The organism is Paenibacillus sp. FSL R5-0928, assembly GCF_037970385.1.
In the GTDB taxonomy this organism is placed as follows: Bacteria; Bacillota; Bacilli; order Paenibacillales; family Paenibacillaceae; genus Paenibacillus_AQ; species Paenibacillus_AQ odorifer.
The window spans coordinates 1,746,600-1,767,688 of record NZ_CP150225.1 but is presented as its reverse complement, the minus strand read 5'-3'; the positions used below and the strand labels follow the sequence as shown (position 1 = coordinate 1,767,688).

Below are 21,089 nucleotides of genomic sequence, written 5' to 3'. Positions count from 1 at the left end.
TCGTTATATATAATAACCCTACAATAGTAAAGTGTTCCTGGCTTTAACTATTCCGAAGGGATGAAGACAGTTGAGTATATTGGATTCAAACAAAATAAATACAGAATGTTTATCAGGTCGCATCGATAGAGTAATCGATCGAACCCTCGCTGACAAGCGTTTGGTCGGTGCTGTCATTAAAGTGATGATAGATGGGGAACTGGTTTATAGCCGTGCTGCCGGTTTTGCCGACCGCGAGATAGGCCGACTTATGCGAGAAGATGCCTTATTCCGGCTAGCTTCAGTTACTAAACCTATCGTTTCAACGGCAGCCCTAGTATTAGTTGCGCAAGGTCGTCTACAGCTGGACGACCGCGTTGATCGTTGGCTTCCAGAGTTTCAGCCGCGTTTGCAGAATGGCGAGTTCGCGACCTTGACGATTCGTCATTTGATGACGCACACCGCAGGCCTGTCTTACCGATTTTTTCAAGAAGAGAAGGGTTCCTATCAGTCAGCAGGGGTATCAGATGGTATGGATCAGCCCGGCATCACGTTGGAAGAGAACCTGCGTCGTCTTGCCTCTGTCCCCCTCCTTTATACGCCAGGTACCGAGTGGAAATATTCCATCGCGACAGATGTGCTGGGAGCAGTAATTGCAAAGGTCACAGAAACACCGCTCAGTGAAGCTGTACATTCACTCGTGACAAAGCCGCTTGGCATGAGCGACACGGGTTTTATTGCAGTTGACCGAGAACGGCTGGCCACTTCCTATGCCAATGATACTCCAGAGCCACGGCCCTTACTTGAGCCCGACAGTATTGCCTTTGTGGAGGGAACGGCTGGGTTCCTGCTTGCCCCTAGCCGAGCATTTGACACTACTGCCTATCCTTCTGGAGGATCTGGCATGGTCGGCAGCGCCGGAGACTTTTTGCAACTGCTGGAAACATTACGTAAGGGCGGAGCGCCGCTGCTACCGGAGTCACTGGTTCACGATATGACGACCAACCAGATCGGTGATCTGCCAATGGCCTTCTGGCCAGGACGAGGCTTTGGCCTAGGCATTACGGTACTAAAGGATCCTGTCGCCGCAGACACTCCGGAATCCCCGGGTACTTGGCGCATGGGTGGCACTTATGGTCATTCGTGGTTCGTCGATCCGAAGCAACGCCTCAGTGCCGTGGCTTTCACTAATACTGCACTGGAAGGCATGTCGGGTCAGTTTACTGTTGACCTTTGTGATGCCATTTATGATAGACGTAATAAATAGAGCAAGAACACAAGGTGCCTGGGTCCGGAATGAACCGGCCTAGGCTCTCTGTCTAGTAGACCTATTCGTCGTGTGTATCATTGAGTTTGCTAAAATTATATAAGAGAGGGGCTTCTCTATGAGCCAAAACACATCTTCTGCCACACAAAGTGCCTCCAGCACTCCCTCTTCTGAACGTCTGCCATGGGCTGGATTACTCGCCCTAGCCATGACGGGGTTTATCTGTATTCTTACCGAAACGATTCCGGCCGGCTTGTTGCTCCAAATAGGTGAGGGGCTTGGAGTCTCCGAGGCCCTTGCAGGTCAACTTGTCACTTTGTACGCCCTGGGTTCACTGTTGGCGGCGATTCCCTTAACTACCGTGACGCGTGGATGGCGGCGGCGACCACTGCTACTAATGTGCATCCTTGGTTTTCTCATATTCAACACCGTCACCACTTTTTCTTCCAATTATATACTTACGCTGACAGCTCGGTTCTTCGCAGGCGTATCCGCTGGAGTCTTATGGGGGATGATAGCAGGTTACGCCCGGCGCATGGTTCCGGAGTCACTCAAGGGACGAGCAATGGCCGTAGCCATGGTTGGCACGCCTCTCGCTCTGGCACTCGGTGTCCCTGCGGGAACACTTCTTGGCACCCTTGTAGGCTGGCGCTCTATCTTCGGGATCATGTCGCTATTGGCTCTGATGCTAATCGCTTGGGTGTTTTGGAAGCTACCGGACTATCCAGGAGAGGCCCCTGATAAGCGACTCCCTCTCTACAAGGTTTTTGTTATTCCGGGGGTACGGCCGGTACTGTTTGTTGTTCTGGCATGGGTACTGGCACACAACATCTTGTATACCTACATTGCCCCTTATCTTACTCAGGCCGGGCTAACCCAGCGCGTTGACTTGGTACTGCTTATTTTTGGCATTACAGCGCTTGTTGGCATCTGGGTCATCGGTATTTTGATCGACCGCAAGCTGCGTCCATTGGTTCTGATCAGCCTCGCTGCTTTCGCCTTATCATCCATTGTACTAAGCATTAGTAGCAGCCAGCCCGTAGTGATCTATTTAGTGGTTGGTGTATGGGGGTTGACGTTTGGAGGAGCGGCTACTTTGCTACAGACAGCCGTTGCCGAAACCGCTGGCGAAAGTGCAGATGTGGCCCAATCGATGTTGGTGACGGCATGGAACCTAGCTATTGGCGGTGGCGGCGTGATGGGAGGGATTCTTATTGAAACACTTGGTGTCCGCTCCTTCCCGTGGGTAATGTTTATACTATTGATTCTTGCGCTGCTAGTAGCGTGGCGTGCTAAAGATTACGGATTTCCTTCAAGGAAGCGTTAAGCACACACATAAGAAATCCTGCCACAATCATCGAGTTTACAGATAACAGTAGCTGAACAAGAGATTTTTTAAAAAATAAGCCAGTGGTGCATATTAGATAGGACTAATATATGCCACTGGCTTTCTTATATTAGATTTTATAAAATCAACCCTTGATAAATTCTTGCAGATCCTTGGCCGAATTACAGATCTGTGATCGCTGCCAGAACGGTATTATTGAAATAATCAACATACATATTTTTAAATGGCTTCTGGTGATCCAGCTCTACGGATAAATGAACCGTCACCGTCTGATAAATCGGATCCACACAGAGGAATGGACCTGCCGCCCCCCAGTGTGAATAGGCATCAGGAGAGAGCAGATCTCCGCCGTCACGCTTCGTGCCATTAATCGCCCATCCGTATCCCCAGTACGCTTCAGGAAAAACTTCATCTCTATATTGTGAGGATACGCCCGGAATTTGATTGCGGGTCATTTCTTTTACTGTTACCGGACTAAGGAATCGTACTCCGTTATAAATTCCACCGTTAAGGAACATCTGGCCAAAAACAGCCAAATCCATAGCCGTTGAGTAAGCGCCGCCCCCCGCAGATACAGAATTCAAATTGTATTCGCTGTCTACCCATTCCGCGCATGCTGCCTCAGGAGCACGTCTAACTACTCTGTTCCGCACTTCCATTGGCACATGATAATATGTATTTTCCATTCCCAGCGGTTTAAAAATGGTTTCCTTTACGAATACATCATAAGCTTGTCCACTAACACGCCGTATGATTTCACCCAACAGCTCATAACCATATCCACAGTAAGACATCACAGTACCTGGCTCATGGCTAAGTGGTGCATCATAACCGCCATATAAGTAACTATGCAGTTCTGGATCTTGATTAGGTTCGTGTGGAGGATATTCCTCTTGCGCCTGTTTGGCAATTCCATTAGAACGAATCACATCAACCTCAATTCCAGAGGTATGTGTCAACAAATGATGTACGCATACCTTTGTTTTGTTTTCCCCTGTAAATTCGGGGATGTAATCAGAAACCGGCCTATTTAGACCCACTTTCCCTTGTTCCACTAACATCATAATAGCGGTTGCAGTAAATAGTTTTGTTATGGAACAGAGTGGAAATATAGCATCCGCGGTTAATTCCGCTGCGTCTGCTTCAGGGCCTGTTTTTCCATTCGCTTGATGGACCAGCAGCGTCCCCTTTCTCGCAGCAACAATAACTTGCGCAGGTGTGATATTGTCTTCAACCATTTGCGCGGCGGCTGTACGAATGCGCTCCACACCAAAGGCCGAGACACCCGCCTGTTCTAAAGAATTAAATACTAACCCTCTCATCGGTAGCCCTCCAATATGATTCATTTAATACATATATAAACTATTATACAAATATATTAAATAATCCTGCTAGCTTACTATTATCCTGTGCCTGAATTGTTGCTAAAGCTGACCCCGGCTTCTCCCGAAAATCAGCTTAGCTTTGTTTTACTAATTGACCGCTACCTTAAAAGCATCCACATTAAATGTTGTCCCGTTGATGGATAATGTGGCATTGTAATAACCCCGATCGCCATTTGTTTTGCATTTATATTCCCCGGAACATCCGCATACAAAAAATTTAGTTTTGTTGTAACCGGGATATATATTACTAAGTTTTTGGTAAAACAGATGTCCATGATGCGTAAAAATAGCTAGCACCTTATCTCTCACTTTTGTAGGAATGGATGAAAAAAACTTATTCGTCTCCGATGCGCTTAATACATGGGTTGGGTCCACCGTAATCCCGCTCACTTTGAGGGGCCAATGAAAATCTATAATATAATAAAAACTATCATCTAAATTTTTCAACAAATTTATACTACCCGGAGTGAACCGTCCAAGCGCACAATTAAGCCATACATACTTGACCTTCCCCTGAGTACCCGGGAAATTCATTTGCCCTTCATCAGCACCTAAATATTGTCTGAATAAGGACTGTGTACTTGCCTCCCAATTTCCTATAGATGCTTTATAAGGAATACTCCCGAGCGTGCTTGTTACCGTATCCTTGAAGTCCTTGTAGTAAGCATTCGCATTATTTCCATGATTAGCTCCCGCTTGCGTATTATCTCCTCCAAAAATAACAAATCTCTTATTCCCGCTATTCACAGCTTTAGGCAAAAGATTCCTAAAAATGCTTGCGCTGTTTCCATACCCCACATGACTATCACCAATAACCGCAAAGTTAATGATTTGTGCTTTTGCCTTAAGAATTAAACTACGTTTAGGCTGCAGTCTGGAGGCAGGTCTTCTTCTCCTACTAGGTTTCACCTGTCTTTTCATCTTAGATTCACCTCTTTTAAAATGGATGAAGGATCATAGTAGTATTTATATTCGCTTTACCTTAGGGACTCTTGGACCAATGGATTCATCTAGGAGATTAGTTCCTCTTATACTTTGTGGTCATTTATGCGGCTTGTCCCAAACGGGAGATTATAATTAGTCCCATAGAAATGAATAATATAATACCATTCATAGACTTATTTATTGATTAAGAAATAAATAAGCATATAGAAAAATCAAAAAGAGGTAACTCAGAAGCCACGAATGGCTATTGAGTTACCTCTTTTAGTTAGAACACTCTTACTTAAATCTTCATGTCCTTACCCGTATAATCTACAAACATGAAATGACCTTCCGGTGTTGTCCGCTTCTCGATCAAGTCCATGATGCCCTCAGCACTTTGGGTCGGATTCGTTGGCGCCTCTGCCCCGCCCATCTCCGTATGCATCCAACCAGGATGTACGCCGAGTACTTGTACCCCGCGTTCTTTTAAATACACATGCAGCTGCTGTGAGAACATATTAAGTGCCGTTTTGGAGATGGAATATGGATAGTCTCCCGAATAAGCATTAGTAATGCTGCCTGCTTCCGACGATATATTGATAATCGAAAGTTTGGGTTCAGTGAGCAGCGGCAAGAAATGCTTAACCACCCGCATCGGTCCGTAAAGATTAATATCCATCGTGGTAAGCATATCTTGGAAATCCAGCTCTTCAATCTGTGTGTCCCTGGCGGTCAACACCGCCGCATTATTAATAATGGCACCAAGTGTCCGGCCTTGTCCTTGCAGATTCGCAGCAAGCGCCGCGATTCCTTCTTCATCCGTCACGTCCAGCGCGGCCACAGTCAGCTTCTCGCCATAGGTCGCAGCAAGCTGGGATAGTGCTGTTTGTTCCTGATCAGGACGGCGAACCCCGGCAATGACTCCATGCCCCCGCTTCAATGCCTCAGCCGCCAGCTCATAACCCAATCCACGTCCGGCACCAGTAATTAGTATATTCACTATAAATCCTCTCCTTTATCCTTATCGTTCTCCAGCAGTTCCACAATCATCTTTAACTCCTTGAACGTGTCCAGATAAGCATAACGCCCCCCGGTATACTCACCCTTTTGCTGGAGTGGGAACCCTTTGCCTTCGAGCAGCGTAATCTTCTCCTTCATTCCTTCAACCACAAAAGCAATATGATGAGGTCCCTCACCATGCTCATTCAAATAATCACGCCACGTACTGGGCTGCTGATCTGGCTCAATCAGCTCAAGCTGCAGGGAGCCCATATCAAAAAAAGCCAGCTTAGCCCGCGCCACCGTCGCCTCGCCATTATACCGAGTCTGCGCCTTATCTTCTGTATCTGTAACGATAATTTCCGGCTTCTCCAGTCCAAAAAACTCCGCATAAGCCGTGCTTACCTTTTCAACATCATTCACCAAAATTCCAATCTGCGTAACAAAATGATTCCCAAGCCATCCTGACATGTACTCTACCTCCCATTTGTCTGACAAGTCCACCATACCGATTCTTTGAAAAGGCTGTCAAGCCTGAAAAGAAATCGCTCCGGGCCAGTGAAAATTATCCAGAGAAAGTCCAGCCGACTTCGGCGCTATCATAGGCATTTATACCTCTCCAGATGCCGCAACTGGTTAAGAATATTTGGTGCGTGATGTTACTTTTTGTTTCGGTTAATGACCAATTCGGTTATAGAATGAAAAGTTTAAATTAACAAAAGGGGTGAGGAACGATGGACCATAGAAAAAGATCACGCCTGATGCAGCAGTTTATTTTTGTCGGGCCAACTTCCTTGTTTTTCTTTATTATTGTGCTGATTCCTTTCTTTTTGGGACTCTATTATTCATTTACCAGCTGGAACGGAATCTCGCGGCATGTCGAGTGGACCGGACTGCGGAACTATCTACATATTTTCACCAAGGATCCTTCCTTTCTTAATTCATTCTGGTTCACGGCGAAGTTCACTTTCTTCGGTCTAGTGCTGACCAATCTGCTTGGCTTCGCACTCGCTTATGTGCTGACGCGTAAACTGTTCACACGCAATGTCCTGAGAACGGTATTTTTTGTACCGCATGTCATTGGCGGACTTTTGCTCGGGTTTATTTGGCAGTTTATTTTTGTCAGAGGATTCTCCTCTATTGGGCAGGCCACCGGCTGGTCCTTCTTTAATCTTCCATGGTTAGGCACCGGAGGGACAGCATTCTGGGCGATTGTTATCGTATTTGTCTGGCAAAATGCGGGATATCTGATGGTGATCTACATCTCTGCTATCAACAATGTTCCCCAAAGCCTAATTGAAGCGTCCAAAGTGGATGGAGCCGGACGTTTTCAGGCCTTGCGCCATGTCACTCTTCCACTGGTCATGCCCGCTGTAACTGTTTGTCTATTTCTATCTATCTCCTGGTCCTTTAAGCTGTTTGACCTCAACCTGTCGCTGACCAAGGGTGGGCCCTTTAAAGCTACCGAATCTGTAGCCTTAAATATTTACAATGAAGCCTATACCATCAGTCGGTTCGGAATGGGCTCGGCCAAAGCGATGGTTTTCTTCGTCATCGTGGCTTTGATTTCCCTATTACAGGTTAGAGCAACCAAGAAAAGAGAGGTGGAGCTGTAATGGAGACTACCGCCAAGAAATTTAATTTCCCCCTGCTTCTCATCGAAGTGATTGTAATCCTGCTGGGACTACTATTTTTAGTGCCATTTTACTTTTTGCTGGCTAACTCAGTGAAAAGCTATAGTGAAATACTATCAGACTCTGCTGCGCTGCCTTCAGCACTCCAGTGGAGCAACTACGCGGAAGCTTGGAAAGCTACCAATTTCCCCCGCGCTTTCCTGAACTCTTTTATCATCACGGTGATTAGTAATATTCTGCTAGCATTCCTTTGCTCCATGTGCGCTTACAAAATGGTCCGCAACAACAGCTTGTATAACCGTGTGCTCTATATTGCATTAGTAGCCGCCATGGTTATCCCATTTCAATCTATTATGATCCCGCTGGTGCAGGTCGTCAGCGGCTTGGGCGTCATGGATTCAACCGCCGGTTTGATTTTAGCGTATCTTGGGTTTGGCGCCCCGATGACTGTTTTTCTATTCCACGGCTTCGTCAAATCGGTACCTCTCGATATAGAGGAAGCTTCAAGAGTAGATGGAAGCAGTCCTTATGGTACCTTTTTCCGGATTGTTCTTCCGCTTATGCAACCGATTATCGTCACCGTCATCATACTGAACACCCTGTGGATCTGGAACGATTACTTGATGCCATCGCTTATTCTGCAGGATCCGGTGCTCCGCACCATTCCCATCGCCACTTATAGCTTTTTCGGACAATATACGAAGCAGTGGGATTTGGCGCTTCCAGGACTTGTGCTCGGGATTACGCCGGTGGTCATCTTTTTCCTAGTAATGCAAAAATATATTATTGAAGGCATTGCCCAAGGCTCCGTAAAGGGCTAACGATACATGTTGCTTTCAGCCAGAGAGGATGAATGAATATGAGAACAAAACGTGGAATTCTCCTCGCATGCTCCCTGCTGCTGGCTGCTCTGACAGCCGGTTGCGGACGCAGCAGCGACAATGCAGACGGAGTAAAAACCGTGCATATCTACCAATTCAAGGTTGAAATATCCGAAGCGCTGGCTTCGCTCAAGACCGAATTCGAGAAAGAACATCCCGATATTAAGCTTGAGGTGCAAAGCGTGGGAGGCGGGACCGATTATGGCGCCTCGCTGCGTGCCAAATTCTCTTCCGGAGATGAGCCGGATATCTTCACCATCGGCGGCAACAATGAACGTGATATGTGGCTGGAATATCTGGAGGACCTGAGCGGCGAAGCTTGGGCCAAGGATGTAAAGCCACTCGCAGCAGAACAAATGACCATCGATGGCAAACTCTATGGGATGCCGATGAATCTGGAAGGATACGGCTTCATCTATAATAAGGATCTATTTAAGAAAGCCGGAATCACCGAGAAGCCATTGACGCTAACCGCTCTGCGCGAAGCCTCCGAGAAGTTAAAAGCGGCAGGCATCACACCTTTTGCGAATGGTTACCAAGAATGGTTCGTGCTTGGCAATCATAATGTAAACGTACCTTTCGCCCAGCAGCCTGATCCGGAGGCATTCATCGCCGGACTTACAGACGGTTCCAAAACCTTCGCCGGAGACCCTATTTTCTCCAAGTGGATCGATCTACTTGACCTTACTGTAGAGTACGGCAATAAGAACCCGCTCTCGACCGACTATAATACTCAAGTCACTATGCTAGCGAGCGGTGAAGCTGCGATGATGCAGCAGGGTAACTGGACACAAGGACAGATCGACGGCATCGATCCCAATCTTAATCTGGGCCTCCTGCCCATGCCCATTGACGACACTCCCGAAGACAACGACAAGCTTTATGTAGGCGTACCCAGCAATTGGGTTATCAATAAAAACTCTCCCGTTAAGGAGGAGGCCAAGGTCTTCCTGAATTGGCTCGTCACCTCCGAGACCGGAAAAAAATATATCACCAAGGAATTCCAATTCATCCCTGCGCTCGACAACATTAAGGGAACCGAAGAAGATCTTGGAGCACTAGGTGCTGAGGTGCTGGCCTATACCGATAAAGATCAAGCGCTGACCTGGAACTGGACCCGTCTGCCGAACGGGATGCCACAGGAATTATCCAGCAGCATACAAGGGTATCTCGGCGGCAAGCTGACCAAAGAAGGGATGTTGAAGGAATTCCAAGTCAACTGGGATAATCTCAGTGTGCAGTGATTTACCTGCTCTAAATACGACAAACAGCCGCGCAACGATGCGTGGCTGTTTGTTCGTGTTCATTTAATTCCTCTCCGTTCATTAGTCGGAACCCGTTGCTAGTTCGCACGCAGCATACTAATTTGTCTGGCAAGATACACAGGCGTATAGGGCATGTCATCTCGGAGCCAAGAAATAACCGTGCCGATTAGAGCAGCTGAACCGTACCAAACGGCAATGTCCTTTTGTATCGGCGTCTTTGAATGATCAGCAGTCCCCTCCTTTTTCTCCTGGTGCGCAGAAATGATTTCCGCCATCAAATTAAACAGGCGATCTGTAAAAATCGGGCTTCGTTTGGATGTGAGTATGACCTTGTAGAATTTTGCATTTTCCGCAATATGCTTAAGCAGACTTTCTAATATCCTCAAATTCTCTTCATCAACCGACTGGTGATGGTTGTCATCGTTGTTCACCACTTGTAGAATGTCCTCCACCATCTCATCCGCCATCTTTTCCAGCATATCCGGGAGATCCCGATAGTGCAGATAAAAAGTAACCCGATTGATTTTAGCCCGCTCTGCAATACGATTTACTGATATTTTCTCAATATCCATTTCCTCAAGCAATTCAATCACAGCATCTCTAAGCAATTGACGTGTTCGAAGTACCCGGGGATCTGTACGTTGCGTTGTGTTATTCATCTTGTACTCTCCAATCTTTTACTTTCATATTGTAAGCTACATATTTTAGATAATTGTTGTTTTTTAAAAAGAAAAAACTACATTTTTAGAACGAATGTAAACTACTTTACATTTTTTCGCAAATTGTTGCTTGATTACATGAAAATTTCATTTATAATCTAATTCATGCATTGTAAACTATACAACACACTGTAAATTTAGTCCATGATCGACGAGTTGAAAGGATGGAGTGGAGTGAGTACAAAGACAGAAGTAACAAGCAGTTCCGTGAAAAAGGGCCCCATCTTATTCATTATGATTTTGGGCGCCTTTCTTGCGACACTGAATCAAACGGTAATGAGCGTTGCCGTTCCGGAGTTAATGCATGATTTTAATATCTCGGCGGCTACAGCTCAGTGGCTGACAACGGGGTATATGCTGGTTAATGGTGTTCTAATTCCAATTACAGCTTATCTAATGCAACGATTTACGACGCGAGAGCTTTTTCAAGCTTCTATGTTTATATTTTTGGCTGGAACGATCGTATCGGCCCTCGCGACAAACTTCCCTGTTCTGTTGACCGGGCGTATGATTCAGGCAGCTGGTGCCGGGATTATCATGCCACTGCTCACGAATGTCATCTTGACCCTGTTCCCTCCTGAAAAGAGAGGGGCTGCCATGGGGATGGTAGGGCTAGCCATTATTTTCGCGCCTGCGATTGGACCTACTCTGGCTGGATATATTTTGGAACATTATTCTTGGGAGACTATGTTTTATGGCATGATTCCTTTGACCGTCATTGTAATCATATGCGGATTTATTTATTTAAAAAATGTATCAGAACGCATCTTTCCCAAGTTGGACATTGTTAGCGTAACTCTTTCTACCATTGGTTTTGGAACCTTGCTGTATGGCTTCAGCCGCGCTGCCAGTGCAGGCTGGTCGAGCGCAGAAGTGTTATTGTCTTTAGCAGCAGGTGTGCTTTCCCTTGGCTTATTTACTTGGAGACAGCTGGCTTCCCAAAATCCACTGCTTGATCTCCGGGCCTTTAAATACAATATGTTCTCCTTAACGACTGTCATCAGTATCGCAGTTACAATCGTGATGTATGCGGATATGATGCTGCTGCCTCTGTACCTGCAGAATGCCCGCGGTTTTACAGCGATGGAGTCCGGTTTGCTGCTGCTTCCCGGTGCACTCGTAATGGGATTGTTGATGCCGGTAACCGGAAAGCTATTCGACCGGTTCGGAGCGAAATGGCTCGCCATCATCGGATTGTTAATTACAATTGCAACGACTCTAAGCTTTGTGAACTTAACCGACTCAACCAGTTACATGTATCTGGTATACATGTCAACAGGCCGCCGGATCGGGATGGCTCTCCTTCTCATGCCTATACAAACCTTGGGTCTAAATCAACTACCCGCCAAGCTTAGTGCGCATGGTACAGCGATTTCAAATACCATTCGACAAGTAGCTGGCGCCGTCGGGACTTCCCTGCTCGTCACCGTAATGACGAGCCGTACTACAACGCATATGAAGGATATGCTGGCCTCTGGCAGCACACAGAACGGAACACAGGAACATATGATTATGGAAGCATCCATTCAAGGGATCAATGATTCCTATCTAGTGATTGTGGGAATTGGCATCCTCGGTCTGCTGCTATCTTTCTTTATTAAACGTGTTGGGCAAGCGCCTGATCCTGAGCAAGAACCCAAAGTGAAGCTAAAAAAAGTCATTGCCAAAGAAGCTTGATATATAGAAGTTATCAGCACTGTTTAAGAATCATAAAAAAGAGATCAACGATGAATGACATCGTTGATCTCTTTTTAGTTTGATCTTATTACAACAATTAGCGACCAAACCATCTGCTAACTTGCATAACTATTTCAGTTTAAAATAGATGGACCTTTTGTCGGACTCAAGCTTGCTATCGTTTCTATAAAGAACAAGGTTGTTCTCCTTGCCTTTGATTATTGGCAGAATAACTTTACCCGAAGCTTCAAAAGAACCCGGTTTACTTGGGGTGACTTCAGGAAAATCAGCTAACAACTTTTCGATATTTTCTCCGAGAGATCCCTCAAAATAATCACTAGAGCCACCAATATAGTATTGTCCACTGGATGTTTCTACCCCCCAAATGGTAGGTGTAAAACTTGAAAGGAACTTCCGCCCTTGGTCCTGACTACCTTTTACAAGAGTGGCGTTCTTCACCTTAAGCGTTACATCAAGCAGGACATAATCTACAGCTACATCGGGATCAGTGACATGTTCCTCAAACCCAAGAGCATGTAATTGTCCGAGAGTAGTCGACGTAACCTTATTGATAGTGAAAGTATATTGAACAGATGTTGAATCACCTTTAGGGCTATAATTGTTATCAAGGTCCGTATAAGTAAAAGAAGTACCTAACTTCACTGCATCTGCAAACGAAACGCCGCTGTTACTGGAAGTCGTAGCGGAAGATGAGGCAGCAGGCTTTGGTGTTGCCTGCGGTGTGGACTCGGTTGCAGGCGGAGTAGATACGGTTGCTGGCTTCGCAGTAGCTTGTGCAACGGTATTGTCCTTATCCGGGACAACGGATGTAGATGTTCCGCCGTTCGCCGATGTGATCACAACAGCTTGACGACTGTTATCCCATTTCACGGTTGCCCCCAGTGCTTCAGATACAGCCTTGGCGGATACATAGCTATGTCCCTCATAGATAATTGGGTACATTGTTCCTTCACTACTTGACAGGTTCACTTTCTGATTATCCACTTCAATGCTGATGGCCGCATTCTGATATGCAGAAATCTTCTTCAATGTCGTGTCTGCGTAAGCGACTGCACCCACAGCCAACAGCATTGAGCTAACTGTAATAATTGACATGACTTTTTTACTTGTTACCTTTAGCATCTTACACTCTTCTTTCATGTTTATGTATATGAATCTCGAAAATTATATCACTTTATATCGAATATTGTAAATATTGGAATGATAGGATATTCGTTCTTTATTTGTGAATACTTAAAAAAGACACATTTCCATTGCCAACGCCACATTTCGCTTTTAATCTCCTAAATAGCGTGAATACTATAGATCTTTATACTCAAACCAAAAAGCAGCCCTGGGGGCTGCCTTAATCAAATTAATTAGTAAGTGTCTTAGAATCATTCTACGCCGAAGCTTCAATGATCTGTCCTGCCAAAGCAATCAAATCCTCCTTGGTCAGGTGTCCACCGGTTTCCCGAATAATATAATTGACACGGGTCTTTGGATTCATCCATGCAACTGACTTGTACTCCATCTTATCAATAGGTGTGTATACCACCTCTTGGCCACTCACTTTTAGCTTCTGCGACTGTGCATTTGCTGGTTCGGATTCAACAGTCGTATCCTTAGGTCCTGCAGGTTCGGCAGCGATGGCAAGAACTCCTCTTTTACCATTTTTCTCTGTGGTCATATTATAGATGATGTTGATAGCTGTACGCTTCTCCTGCAATTTCTTTACATATATTTTCTTATCGGACGCCTTACCCTCGGCGATCACTTGATAGTATATCTTATCCTGTTCTTTTTTCGTCATATATGGAGAAACAATTGCCCTGAAAAAATTGTAGCCTTCCGGAGGCTCTTGCAATTGCAGTGGCATGGAGGTATTGCCGGCAGCATACTTTTCCACATATTCATTATACGTATTAAACGAAAGGGAATAATATGCACCCGCAGTGGGTGATCCCTTAGCATAGGCTTGATATTCCTTGTCATTAATATACACATATCTGATTTCTCCAGGTTTAAGCTCTTCACTTAATGCTTTCTGCTGCAGATCTTTGAGATTCTTGAATTTTTTTTGTTCCTGATCTGTTTTCGCTTTGGCAGCTTCATCGATGCCCTGAGCTATATATTTGACTTCCGCCTTAATGGCGGTTTCTTCCACAGACTGAGCAACAGACTTCTCGGCGTAAGCTTCTCCTTTGAAGCCATAACCTAAACCGAACATTAGGGTCATACTGGTCATGGCAATGAGTGTTTTTCTATTATTCATTAAAATACCTCACCTTCCTGTATATGTAGTACTCTTACATAACACTTACGTTACCGGATTTGTGACATCAAATTTCTATACTTATTTCATCATGTCGGCAGCAATTCGGATAACCTCCTCTTTGGTTAAAGAAGAAGACTCCGGTGCAGCAGTCATATCGTATACTACATTTTGTTCTGGATCCGTCCAGACAAGTCTGTATCTATACCCCAACTTTATTTCATTGTTTGTAGTTTCCGTATAGATCAGTTGGGTTCCGTTAACAAGAATATTCTGTACGATTGTGGTGTTCGTCCTTAGTAAGCTTTCCACCGTTCCGGACTTTGCCTTGATGTGTTTGGCATTAATTCTTACCATACTCTCCCCTTTTTTGTATCTCATCGACGAATAGTCATAATTAATACTGGCCGTAGCTTCTTTTTTCCACATAACCCGGTAACCGCCTTCCAGCTTTATACCATCAGTCAGGGCAAGCAGTTCATTCTCGTTGACCTCAAAATCAGGTTGTATCCATGCTTGATCAAAAACATACCCTTCTGGCAGATACTCCGGACGTGGCAAATATGGCACCTTATACTCTTCTGCTTTGGCTAAATAACTGGAATAATCATTAAATAGCATCGCAGGAATAACTCTGCCAAGCTGAGGACGTTCATCTCCAGCACCTTCCTTTTTTAACACGTAAGAAGCGCCCTCTCCCGGTAGTAATAATTTCTCTACAACTCTATATGCCTCTAAATTTTTTTCACTCAGCAGCTCTTCTTCTTTGGTCGCCACTCTCTGAGGAATTTTTACCTTTGAAGGAACTAACGGATTCTTAGATACTTCAATCGTCCCCCCTTCCTTCGTTGCAAGAAGCGGCTCGTATGGCAGCACCTCATATTGAAATTGGGCAGCTTGCCAGGGACTCTCCTTAAACAAGGAATAGCTGCCTCCTACCAAGATAACCAGGATCAGCACCGCTGCCCATCTCCTTACAGGCCTGCTCCACATGCGCTTACGGTATCGTTTGGCATAGGTTTCTGGCTCCACTCTATGCATAATATCTGGGATGTCTCCCTCTTGCTGGTGAGGTACAGGCTTAACAGCAAGGCGACCATTACCTAGCCCGATGGCTTGGATTACAGAATCATGAACATCAACCAGCGGAAGTTTGGCAGAATTATCCCCCTCCTTCAGAAACAACTCTTCGGAAGTCAATTCGTCCTTGCGCATAGTTGTTTCTCCTTTCTTTCAATGACTTCTCTGAGCTTGCACCTTGTCCGCTCGTACCGTTTCCTAACTGTGACCGTACTTTTACCCAGAATTTCACTAATTTCTGCAAATGATTTATCTTCAAAAATGCGCAAAATCAACAGATTGCGTTCCTCCACGCTAAGCTTTTCCAGGGCAGAGGCCACGGATTCACTGAACAACTGATTTTCTACCATTTGTTCAGCGCTTTTAGTGGTTACATCCTGTCTGAGTAATTTTCGCAGCTGATTTTGAAATTTCTTCCGGCGCAGTTGATTCAGGCAATGATTATAGGAAACCCTGTAGAGCCATGAGTTAAAACTCACCTGAGACTCAAAATGGCCGATGTTCTGGTAAGCCTTAATAAATATGTCCTGAACCGCATCCTCGGCTTCTTCCTTATTGTTCAACAAGCGAAAGCAGTAGAGGTAGATCCGTTGTTGGTAGAGTCTGATAATATCTGAAAAAAGGTAGACTTCCCCCGCTTGTACCCGCTTTATCTTTTCTTCAATAGAGTCCACGACTGTCTCCTTTCTACTATCAGTACAGTTATAACACTTGAGCGGTCTGTTTCGTGACATTTTTTTCCGTTTTAGCTCCGATTTAACGGAACATACACAAAAAAATCGCTGCTCCTCTCCGCAGGGAGGTGAGCAGCGATGCTTAAAACAGAAGAACGCAAGGGATGGTTATACACGTATTTCCGCTCTTCAGATTAAAAATGAACATGAGCTAATTCAGAGTTTTTTTCTCTGCTGCCGGGACTACAGCTTCCAGATACGGTACAGGATGACTGCCGCTTCAGCACGGGTAAGCGTATCGTTCGGCGCAATTCTATTATTCTTTCCGTTTACGACTCCGGATTTGATCAACAATGATGCGCTGTCTTTTGCGTAGCTGGATATACTTGCTTCATCTAGATAAGCAGCTACAGTACCGCTCGCCTTAACTTGCTTGCCGGCTGCCGCCAGCGCGCGTGCTGTCAGCACCATCATATCTTGTCTGGAGATATTGCTATTGGGTCTGAACGTATCATCTTTAAAACCTGTAGCAATTCCCAGTTCCTTCGCGATGACCAGTTCATCATAATAATAGTCCGTCTTTTGGACATCGTTGAACATTATTGCACTTTTGCCCGTTCCCTTCAGTTCAAGCGCTCTTACGAGGAGAGCAATGAAATCCGCTCGTTTGATTGAATCTGCAGGTGAAAAGCTGTTCACCGACGTTCCTTTGATGATATCGCGAGCCGCCATAACGCCTATAGCTTGTTTAGCCCATGACAGATTCTGCAGATCTCCGAAGTCTTTCTTTACGAAGGTTACTGCATAAGTGCTGAAGTGGGTTGTTTGAAAGACAACCGTTTGGGTTGCAGCATCATATCGACCGTTCGGAACCGGCATTACGTTGCCTTTGCCATCGATGTACCAAACGACGATAAGCTCTGGATGGTTAAGCTCCTCCGCTGTCGGCACGTAAGGAATGGCTATCGTTACAGGTGCGTTAGGGTTATTCCAAGGAATAACTTTGTCACCTGCTACTAAGCTTAGACCGATAATTGGATGGTTGCCAATCATATTGCGGGTAGCTGCTTCCAAGCTGTCCTTGGTGACTTTATTTATTCGTATGGATACTTGTTCAGCACTGTCTGTTACATTGGACAACATATTGCTTGGAATTTGAATTGTGGTTTTTTCCGTCTTAAGCAATAGTTCATAGTTTTCTTTCCCCATTAGACTTTGGGTCGGTAATTGTATATCATACCCTTTCGTGTCCGTTTGCTTTGGCACTTCAATGATAATTTGTTTCTTGCCGTTTGCCGCTACACTAGCCAGTTCAAGCGCTTTTTTCATGTTGTCGCTGGAGATCGTACCTATGACATACCCATTATCGGACTTTACCTCCAGTTTAATCGTAACAATACCATCTTTGTTTGTAATGGCTCCAGGTTGTGGAGTTGATACAACATTACCGGTGCTGCTACCCGTTGGTGCATTTGTTGGCGCTGGCGTCGCTGTTTGAACAGGTGTCGGGGTTGCCGATGGTTCCGTTGGGTTTGTTGGATCCGTTGGATCTGTTGGGTCAGTTGGGTCTGTTGGATCGGTTGGGCTCGTTGGTGTCGGTGTCGGTGCTGTTGTCGGCGTTGGGGTTGGTTCCGGACCGGCAGATTTCCCCTTTAAAGTAAGCACACCATAAACGGATGTGTCCATATACCCAGTTCCACTCGTATCGTTCCAAGCCGCGACACTTTGACGTGAGCCCTCTTTAGCATCGTTGATCTGTACATCGAAACCAAGCTTTTTATCGTTGTCCGGAGTGATCCCTTGAAGTGGAATCTTCACTTCAACCGTATAGTTTGTTCCGGAAATCTGGGTTGCCGATTCGAAGCCGGCTGCGATACTTGAAGGATTAAATGAAGTCTCGTTGTCAAAATTGACTCTGTACTGGCCATCATCATCTTGATAAAACGTCGTTTTCCCATTATTTTGGTCCACGAAGATTTCGACCGAATCCTGTTCATGTGCATTCACGCTGCTCTTATCAAGCTGCGTATCACTCACCTGGACTAGGACATATAAATATTGATCATCCCAGAGTGCTTTTGCTACTCCGCTCGCTCCTTGCCAAGCGGTTTGATACCGATTGACCGGAATCTCAGCGGTCTGGCTCCAGATCTCGTCAACTGTTCCGTCTATAACAGGTGCAGCGAATTTGGCAGTAGATTGATTGGCTTCTACTGATTCAGGCTCATGCTCTTCAATGAAGGTATCAGGATCGATAACGCCATAGTAAGCCGGCTTAGCTTGCAGATTTTTATCGAATAACAACGGATTGGATGAAGCTCTCCAGCTTGTATTATCATCCATTCCCCAGAAGGTAACACGTTTGATAGAATCAGCGTGATCCCTGAAGATATTTAACAACTGTGCATACAGATAACCCTGCGCATTAGCAAGCTTTTCAGAAAGCTGATAGTTGCTTCCGGCCTGAATGTCCAGCTCAGTTATGCTTACTTCGACACCCAAGGAAATGAACTTTTCCAAGGATAGCTTCACATTCTCTGGGTTCGTATTGATGCTGTAGTGCCCCTGCATGCCAACCCCGTCGATAAGCAATTTGCCAGGGTGAGTCAGCGCGTACCTATCATTGATTTCTTTGACCATACTGTAGATGGCCTGCGCTTTATTCTGATTGTCTTCGTTATAATCGTTGTAATAGAGCTTAATATCCCAATCTGGATGCGTGTCCAGCACTTCTCTTGCCGCCAGGAAGGCTTGCTCTACGTAATCTGCTCCAATAGCACTTTTCCATGGGGCGGAACGCAGCGCAGTTTTCCAATCTGTTGGGTTGGATGGGTTATCGCTCATCGCCTCATTTACAACATCCCAGGAGATCACCTTGTCACCAAAATGCTCCATAACGGTTTGGATATGGGTCTGCAAATTCATAAGAGCTTCATCCCGTCCCAAGGGGATCGTGTTGTTAGCTGCGTCTGTTGTTGTATTCAGCCATGCAGGCGATTGTTGATGCCATACCAACACATGTCCATGCATCTGCATGCCCTCAGCCAGTACTTTATCTACAATTGTATCTGCCGCGGTAAACGTGAAGTTGCCCTTCGTAGGCTGCAACGCGTCCGGCTTCATGGCATTACCTGCCGTAGCAACATTGTGATGCATTTTCAGAAGCTCAAGTCTGACACCTTCCAGATCCTCAGCGGTTATCGCATTTCCGATCAGAAAATCACTCTGGTAAGCATCCTTAATCGGCACAAGATCTTTTTCGATATCAACCGGGCCAGAGCCTACCTTTTCAAAATTAATATCATCGATATAAAATGAGGCCGCGCTATTACTGGAGCTTTCCACATAAATGGTCAAATACTCACTGCTTACATTGTTATAACGGTAAGTTCCCTCGAACTGAATCCAGCCATCGCTTGCGCTGATGGTTTTAGGTGCGAGCTGCACATAATTGGCGCTGCTTCCATCGCCAACCTGCGTGGACAGCTGAAGCTGCGAGCTTGCTGGCTGGATCAGCTTGACCCATAACGAAATTTTATATTCGTAGCCTTTGTCCACATACTTCTCCACACGTAATGTCGGCCCATGCCATGTACTGGTTCTGCCCTCAACCTTCAAAGCGTATGAACCACCATCCGTATGATTCGCTTCATTAGTAACCGTAAGCGTTTCAGTACCTGCTCTGCCTTCAAAACCACCTGCCGTTTGATCCTCAAAAGTAACAGTGGTAAAAGGTAAAGCTGGGTCTCTAGGTGTTTCTGGTGTTGGAGTTGGCTCTACTGTAGCCACCTTTTCTGTGACCAATACATCCCCAATGTAGAACGGAACCGTTTTCCCGTCATCGTTGGATTGAACACGCAGTGTTGTATCTTTGTCCGTATCCACGGTAAATTTTTTCGTCAAGGTGACCGCTTGGCCTGCTTCATAACTCACATTTGCCAAAAGAGCGTAGCTGCCTATCGCTTGAAGATAAGCTTGGGCACCACTAGGTACAGTCACATCAGCGTCTACATACACGGATGCAGTTACCGTGTAGGTTTTGCCGTTTTCTAGACCCATATCGCTGAATTTAAAATCAACCGCGTCCCAGTTATTCGCTCGGTTGCTTACATATAAAGCTGCCCCGTCAGCATTGCCAGTAAAAACTTTATCGGTGACAGGGGTTAGGTTAGCGCTACCTGATTGTGAGGCTAAACCTTTGCCACTCGCAAAAGTTTCGTGATAGATTTCTTTATCCGTTTCCGTCACTGCTTTTTTTGCTGTAATGAGGAGCTCCCCAATGTAGAACGGAACCGTTTTCCCGTCATCGTTGGATTGAACACGCAGCGTTGTATCTTTGTCCGTATCCACGGTAAATTCTTTCGTCAAGGTGACCGCTTGGCCTGCTTCATAATTCACATTTGCCAAAAGAGCGTAGCTGCCTATCGCTTGAAGATAAGCTTGGGCACCGCTAGGTACAATCACATCAGCGTCTACATACACGGATGCAGTTACCGTGTAGGTTTTGCCGTTTTCTAGGCCCATATCGCTGAATTTAAAATCAGCCGCGTCCCAGTTATTCGCTCGGTTGCTTACATATAAAGCTGCGCCGTCAGCATTGCCAGTAAAAACTTTATCAGTCACAGGTGTAAGGCTAGCACTGCCTGCTTGAGCTGCAATACCCTTGCCACTCGCAAAAGTTTCGTGATATACCGTTACCGTATCTGATGATACTGTCGTATCCTGCGCCGCAGCTTCAGTAACCGGAGCGATCCAGCTTGTCGGAATAAGCAAGGCAGCTGCGAGTAAAATCGAGATTACTTGTTTAAGCATTCTACTCATTTAATGCATTCCTCCTCTAGTGATTTTCATACAAATCAGTTAATGACCTACCTTATTAGCACCAGCCCTATATTCCCACGCTAATTTCTTTACCTGCTAAATCCTCAATTTCAACAGTGGCACAATCATTCCGAAGAGCAGTAGAACATCATCACAAATGA

Annotated in this window: 16 protein-coding genes; 6 read left to right on the top strand and 10 right to left on the bottom strand. The window is 45.5% G+C overall.

Translation table 11 applies throughout. The features are described from left to right. Positions 1-76 precede the first annotated feature (76 nt). Positions 77-1,246 carry a serine hydrolase domain-containing protein gene (locus MKZ16_RS07600; protein ID WP_143759039.1) on the top strand — a complete coding sequence of 390 codons (1,170 nt, stop codon included), beginning with the start codon at positions 77-79 and terminating at the stop codon, positions 1,244-1,246. A gap of 118 nt (positions 1,247-1,364) precedes the next feature. Continuing rightward, a complete protein-coding gene (locus tag MKZ16_RS07595; protein ID WP_076104732.1) occupies positions 1,365-2,573 on the top strand; it encodes an MFS transporter in 1,209 nt (402 codons plus the stop codon). Between the two features lie 182 nt (positions 2,574-2,755). Here the strand turns inward: MKZ16_RS07595 and MKZ16_RS07590 are convergent, their stop codons facing one another. The 4 genes from MKZ16_RS07590 to MKZ16_RS07575 form a co-directional block, all read right to left on the bottom strand. After that, a complete protein-coding gene (locus tag MKZ16_RS07590) occupies positions 2,756-3,916 on the bottom strand; it encodes a serine hydrolase domain-containing protein (RefSeq protein ID WP_076098874.1) in 1,161 nt (386 codons plus the stop codon). 150 nt (positions 3,917-4,066) lie between these two features. Further along, the gene (locus tag MKZ16_RS07585) at positions 4,067-4,900 is read right to left on the bottom strand and encodes a metallophosphoesterase (RefSeq protein WP_076098875.1); all 834 of its coding nucleotides are present in this window, start codon (positions 4,898-4,900) and stop codon (positions 4,067-4,069) included. A 304-nt stretch (positions 4,901-5,204) separates the two neighbouring features. Then, a complete protein-coding gene (locus MKZ16_RS07580; protein ID WP_036675756.1) occupies positions 5,205-5,903 on the bottom strand; it encodes an SDR family oxidoreductase in 699 nt (232 codons plus the stop codon). Next, positions 5,903-6,373, bottom strand: coding sequence for a VOC family protein (locus tag MKZ16_RS07575; RefSeq protein WP_036675758.1), 471 nt, complete (start codon positions 6,371-6,373; stop codon positions 5,903-5,905). The genes MKZ16_RS07580 and MKZ16_RS07575 overlap by 1 nt, the downstream gene beginning before the upstream one ends. A 263-nt stretch (positions 6,374-6,636) precedes the next feature. On the opposite strand from MKZ16_RS07575, the gene MKZ16_RS07570 reads away from it, so the two are divergent. Genes MKZ16_RS07570 through MKZ16_RS07560 form a run of 3 tightly spaced genes read left to right on the top strand, consistent with a single transcriptional unit; the run spans position 6,637 to position 9,661 of the window. Then, positions 6,637-7,518 carry a sugar ABC transporter permease gene (locus tag MKZ16_RS07570; protein ID WP_036675760.1) on the top strand — a complete coding sequence of 294 codons (882 nt, stop codon included), beginning with the start codon at positions 6,637-6,639 and terminating at the stop codon, positions 7,516-7,518. Then, complete coding sequence (locus MKZ16_RS07565; RefSeq protein ID WP_076104733.1) at positions 7,518-8,357, top strand: carbohydrate ABC transporter permease; 840 nt, start codon at positions 7,518-7,520, stop codon at positions 8,355-8,357. Before MKZ16_RS07570 ends, MKZ16_RS07565 begins: the two co-directional genes overlap by 1 nt. 38 nt (positions 8,358-8,395) lie before the next feature. Continuing rightward, entirely contained in the window at positions 8,396-9,661 is a 1,266-nt protein-coding gene (locus tag MKZ16_RS07560; RefSeq protein WP_038569411.1) for an ABC transporter substrate-binding protein, read from the top strand. A gap of 98 nt (positions 9,662-9,759) precedes the next feature. Here the strand turns inward: MKZ16_RS07560 and MKZ16_RS07555 are convergent, their stop codons facing one another. Continuing rightward, positions 9,760-10,341 (bottom strand): TetR/AcrR family transcriptional regulator, encoded by a 582-nt coding sequence (locus tag MKZ16_RS07555; protein ID WP_036675766.1) that lies wholly within the window; start codon positions 10,339-10,341, stop codon positions 9,760-9,762. 294 nt (positions 10,342-10,635) lie between these two features. Here MKZ16_RS07555 and MKZ16_RS07550 point away from each other — a divergent pair, with 294 nt between their 5' ends. Beyond that, complete coding sequence (locus tag MKZ16_RS07550; protein WP_235219372.1) at positions 10,636-12,078, top strand: DHA2 family efflux MFS transporter permease subunit; 1,443 nt, start codon at positions 10,636-10,638, stop codon at positions 12,076-12,078. 129 nt (positions 12,079-12,207) lie between these two features. On the opposite strand, the gene MKZ16_RS07545 is transcribed toward MKZ16_RS07550, so the two are convergent. The 5 genes from MKZ16_RS07545 to MKZ16_RS07525 form a co-directional block, all read right to left on the bottom strand. Continuing rightward, positions 12,208-13,194 carry a stalk domain-containing protein gene (locus MKZ16_RS07545; protein WP_178944338.1) on the bottom strand — a complete coding sequence of 329 codons (987 nt, stop codon included), beginning with the start codon at positions 13,192-13,194 and terminating at the stop codon, positions 12,208-12,210. Positions 13,195-13,480: 286 nt separating this feature from the next. Further along, positions 13,481-14,353, bottom strand: a complete 873-nt coding sequence (locus MKZ16_RS07540; protein WP_038569409.1) for a hypothetical protein — start codon at positions 14,351-14,353, stop codon at positions 13,481-13,483. A gap of 81 nt (positions 14,354-14,434) precedes the next feature. Further along, on the bottom strand, positions 14,435-15,568 hold the full coding sequence (locus tag MKZ16_RS07535; RefSeq protein WP_076104735.1) for a hypothetical protein: 1,134 nt from the start codon (positions 15,566-15,568) through the stop codon (positions 14,435-14,437). Next, positions 15,550-16,107 (bottom strand): RNA polymerase sigma factor, encoded by a 558-nt coding sequence (locus MKZ16_RS07530; RefSeq protein WP_036675772.1) that lies wholly within the window; start codon positions 16,105-16,107, stop codon positions 15,550-15,552. Before MKZ16_RS07530 ends, MKZ16_RS07535 begins: the two co-directional genes overlap by 19 nt. 243 nt (positions 16,108-16,350) lie before the next feature. Next, on the bottom strand, positions 16,351-20,928 hold the full coding sequence (locus tag MKZ16_RS07525) for an endo-1,4-beta-xylanase (RefSeq protein ID WP_076104736.1): 4,578 nt from the start codon (positions 20,926-20,928) through the stop codon (positions 16,351-16,353). Between the last annotated feature and the right edge of the window lie 161 nt (positions 20,929-21,089).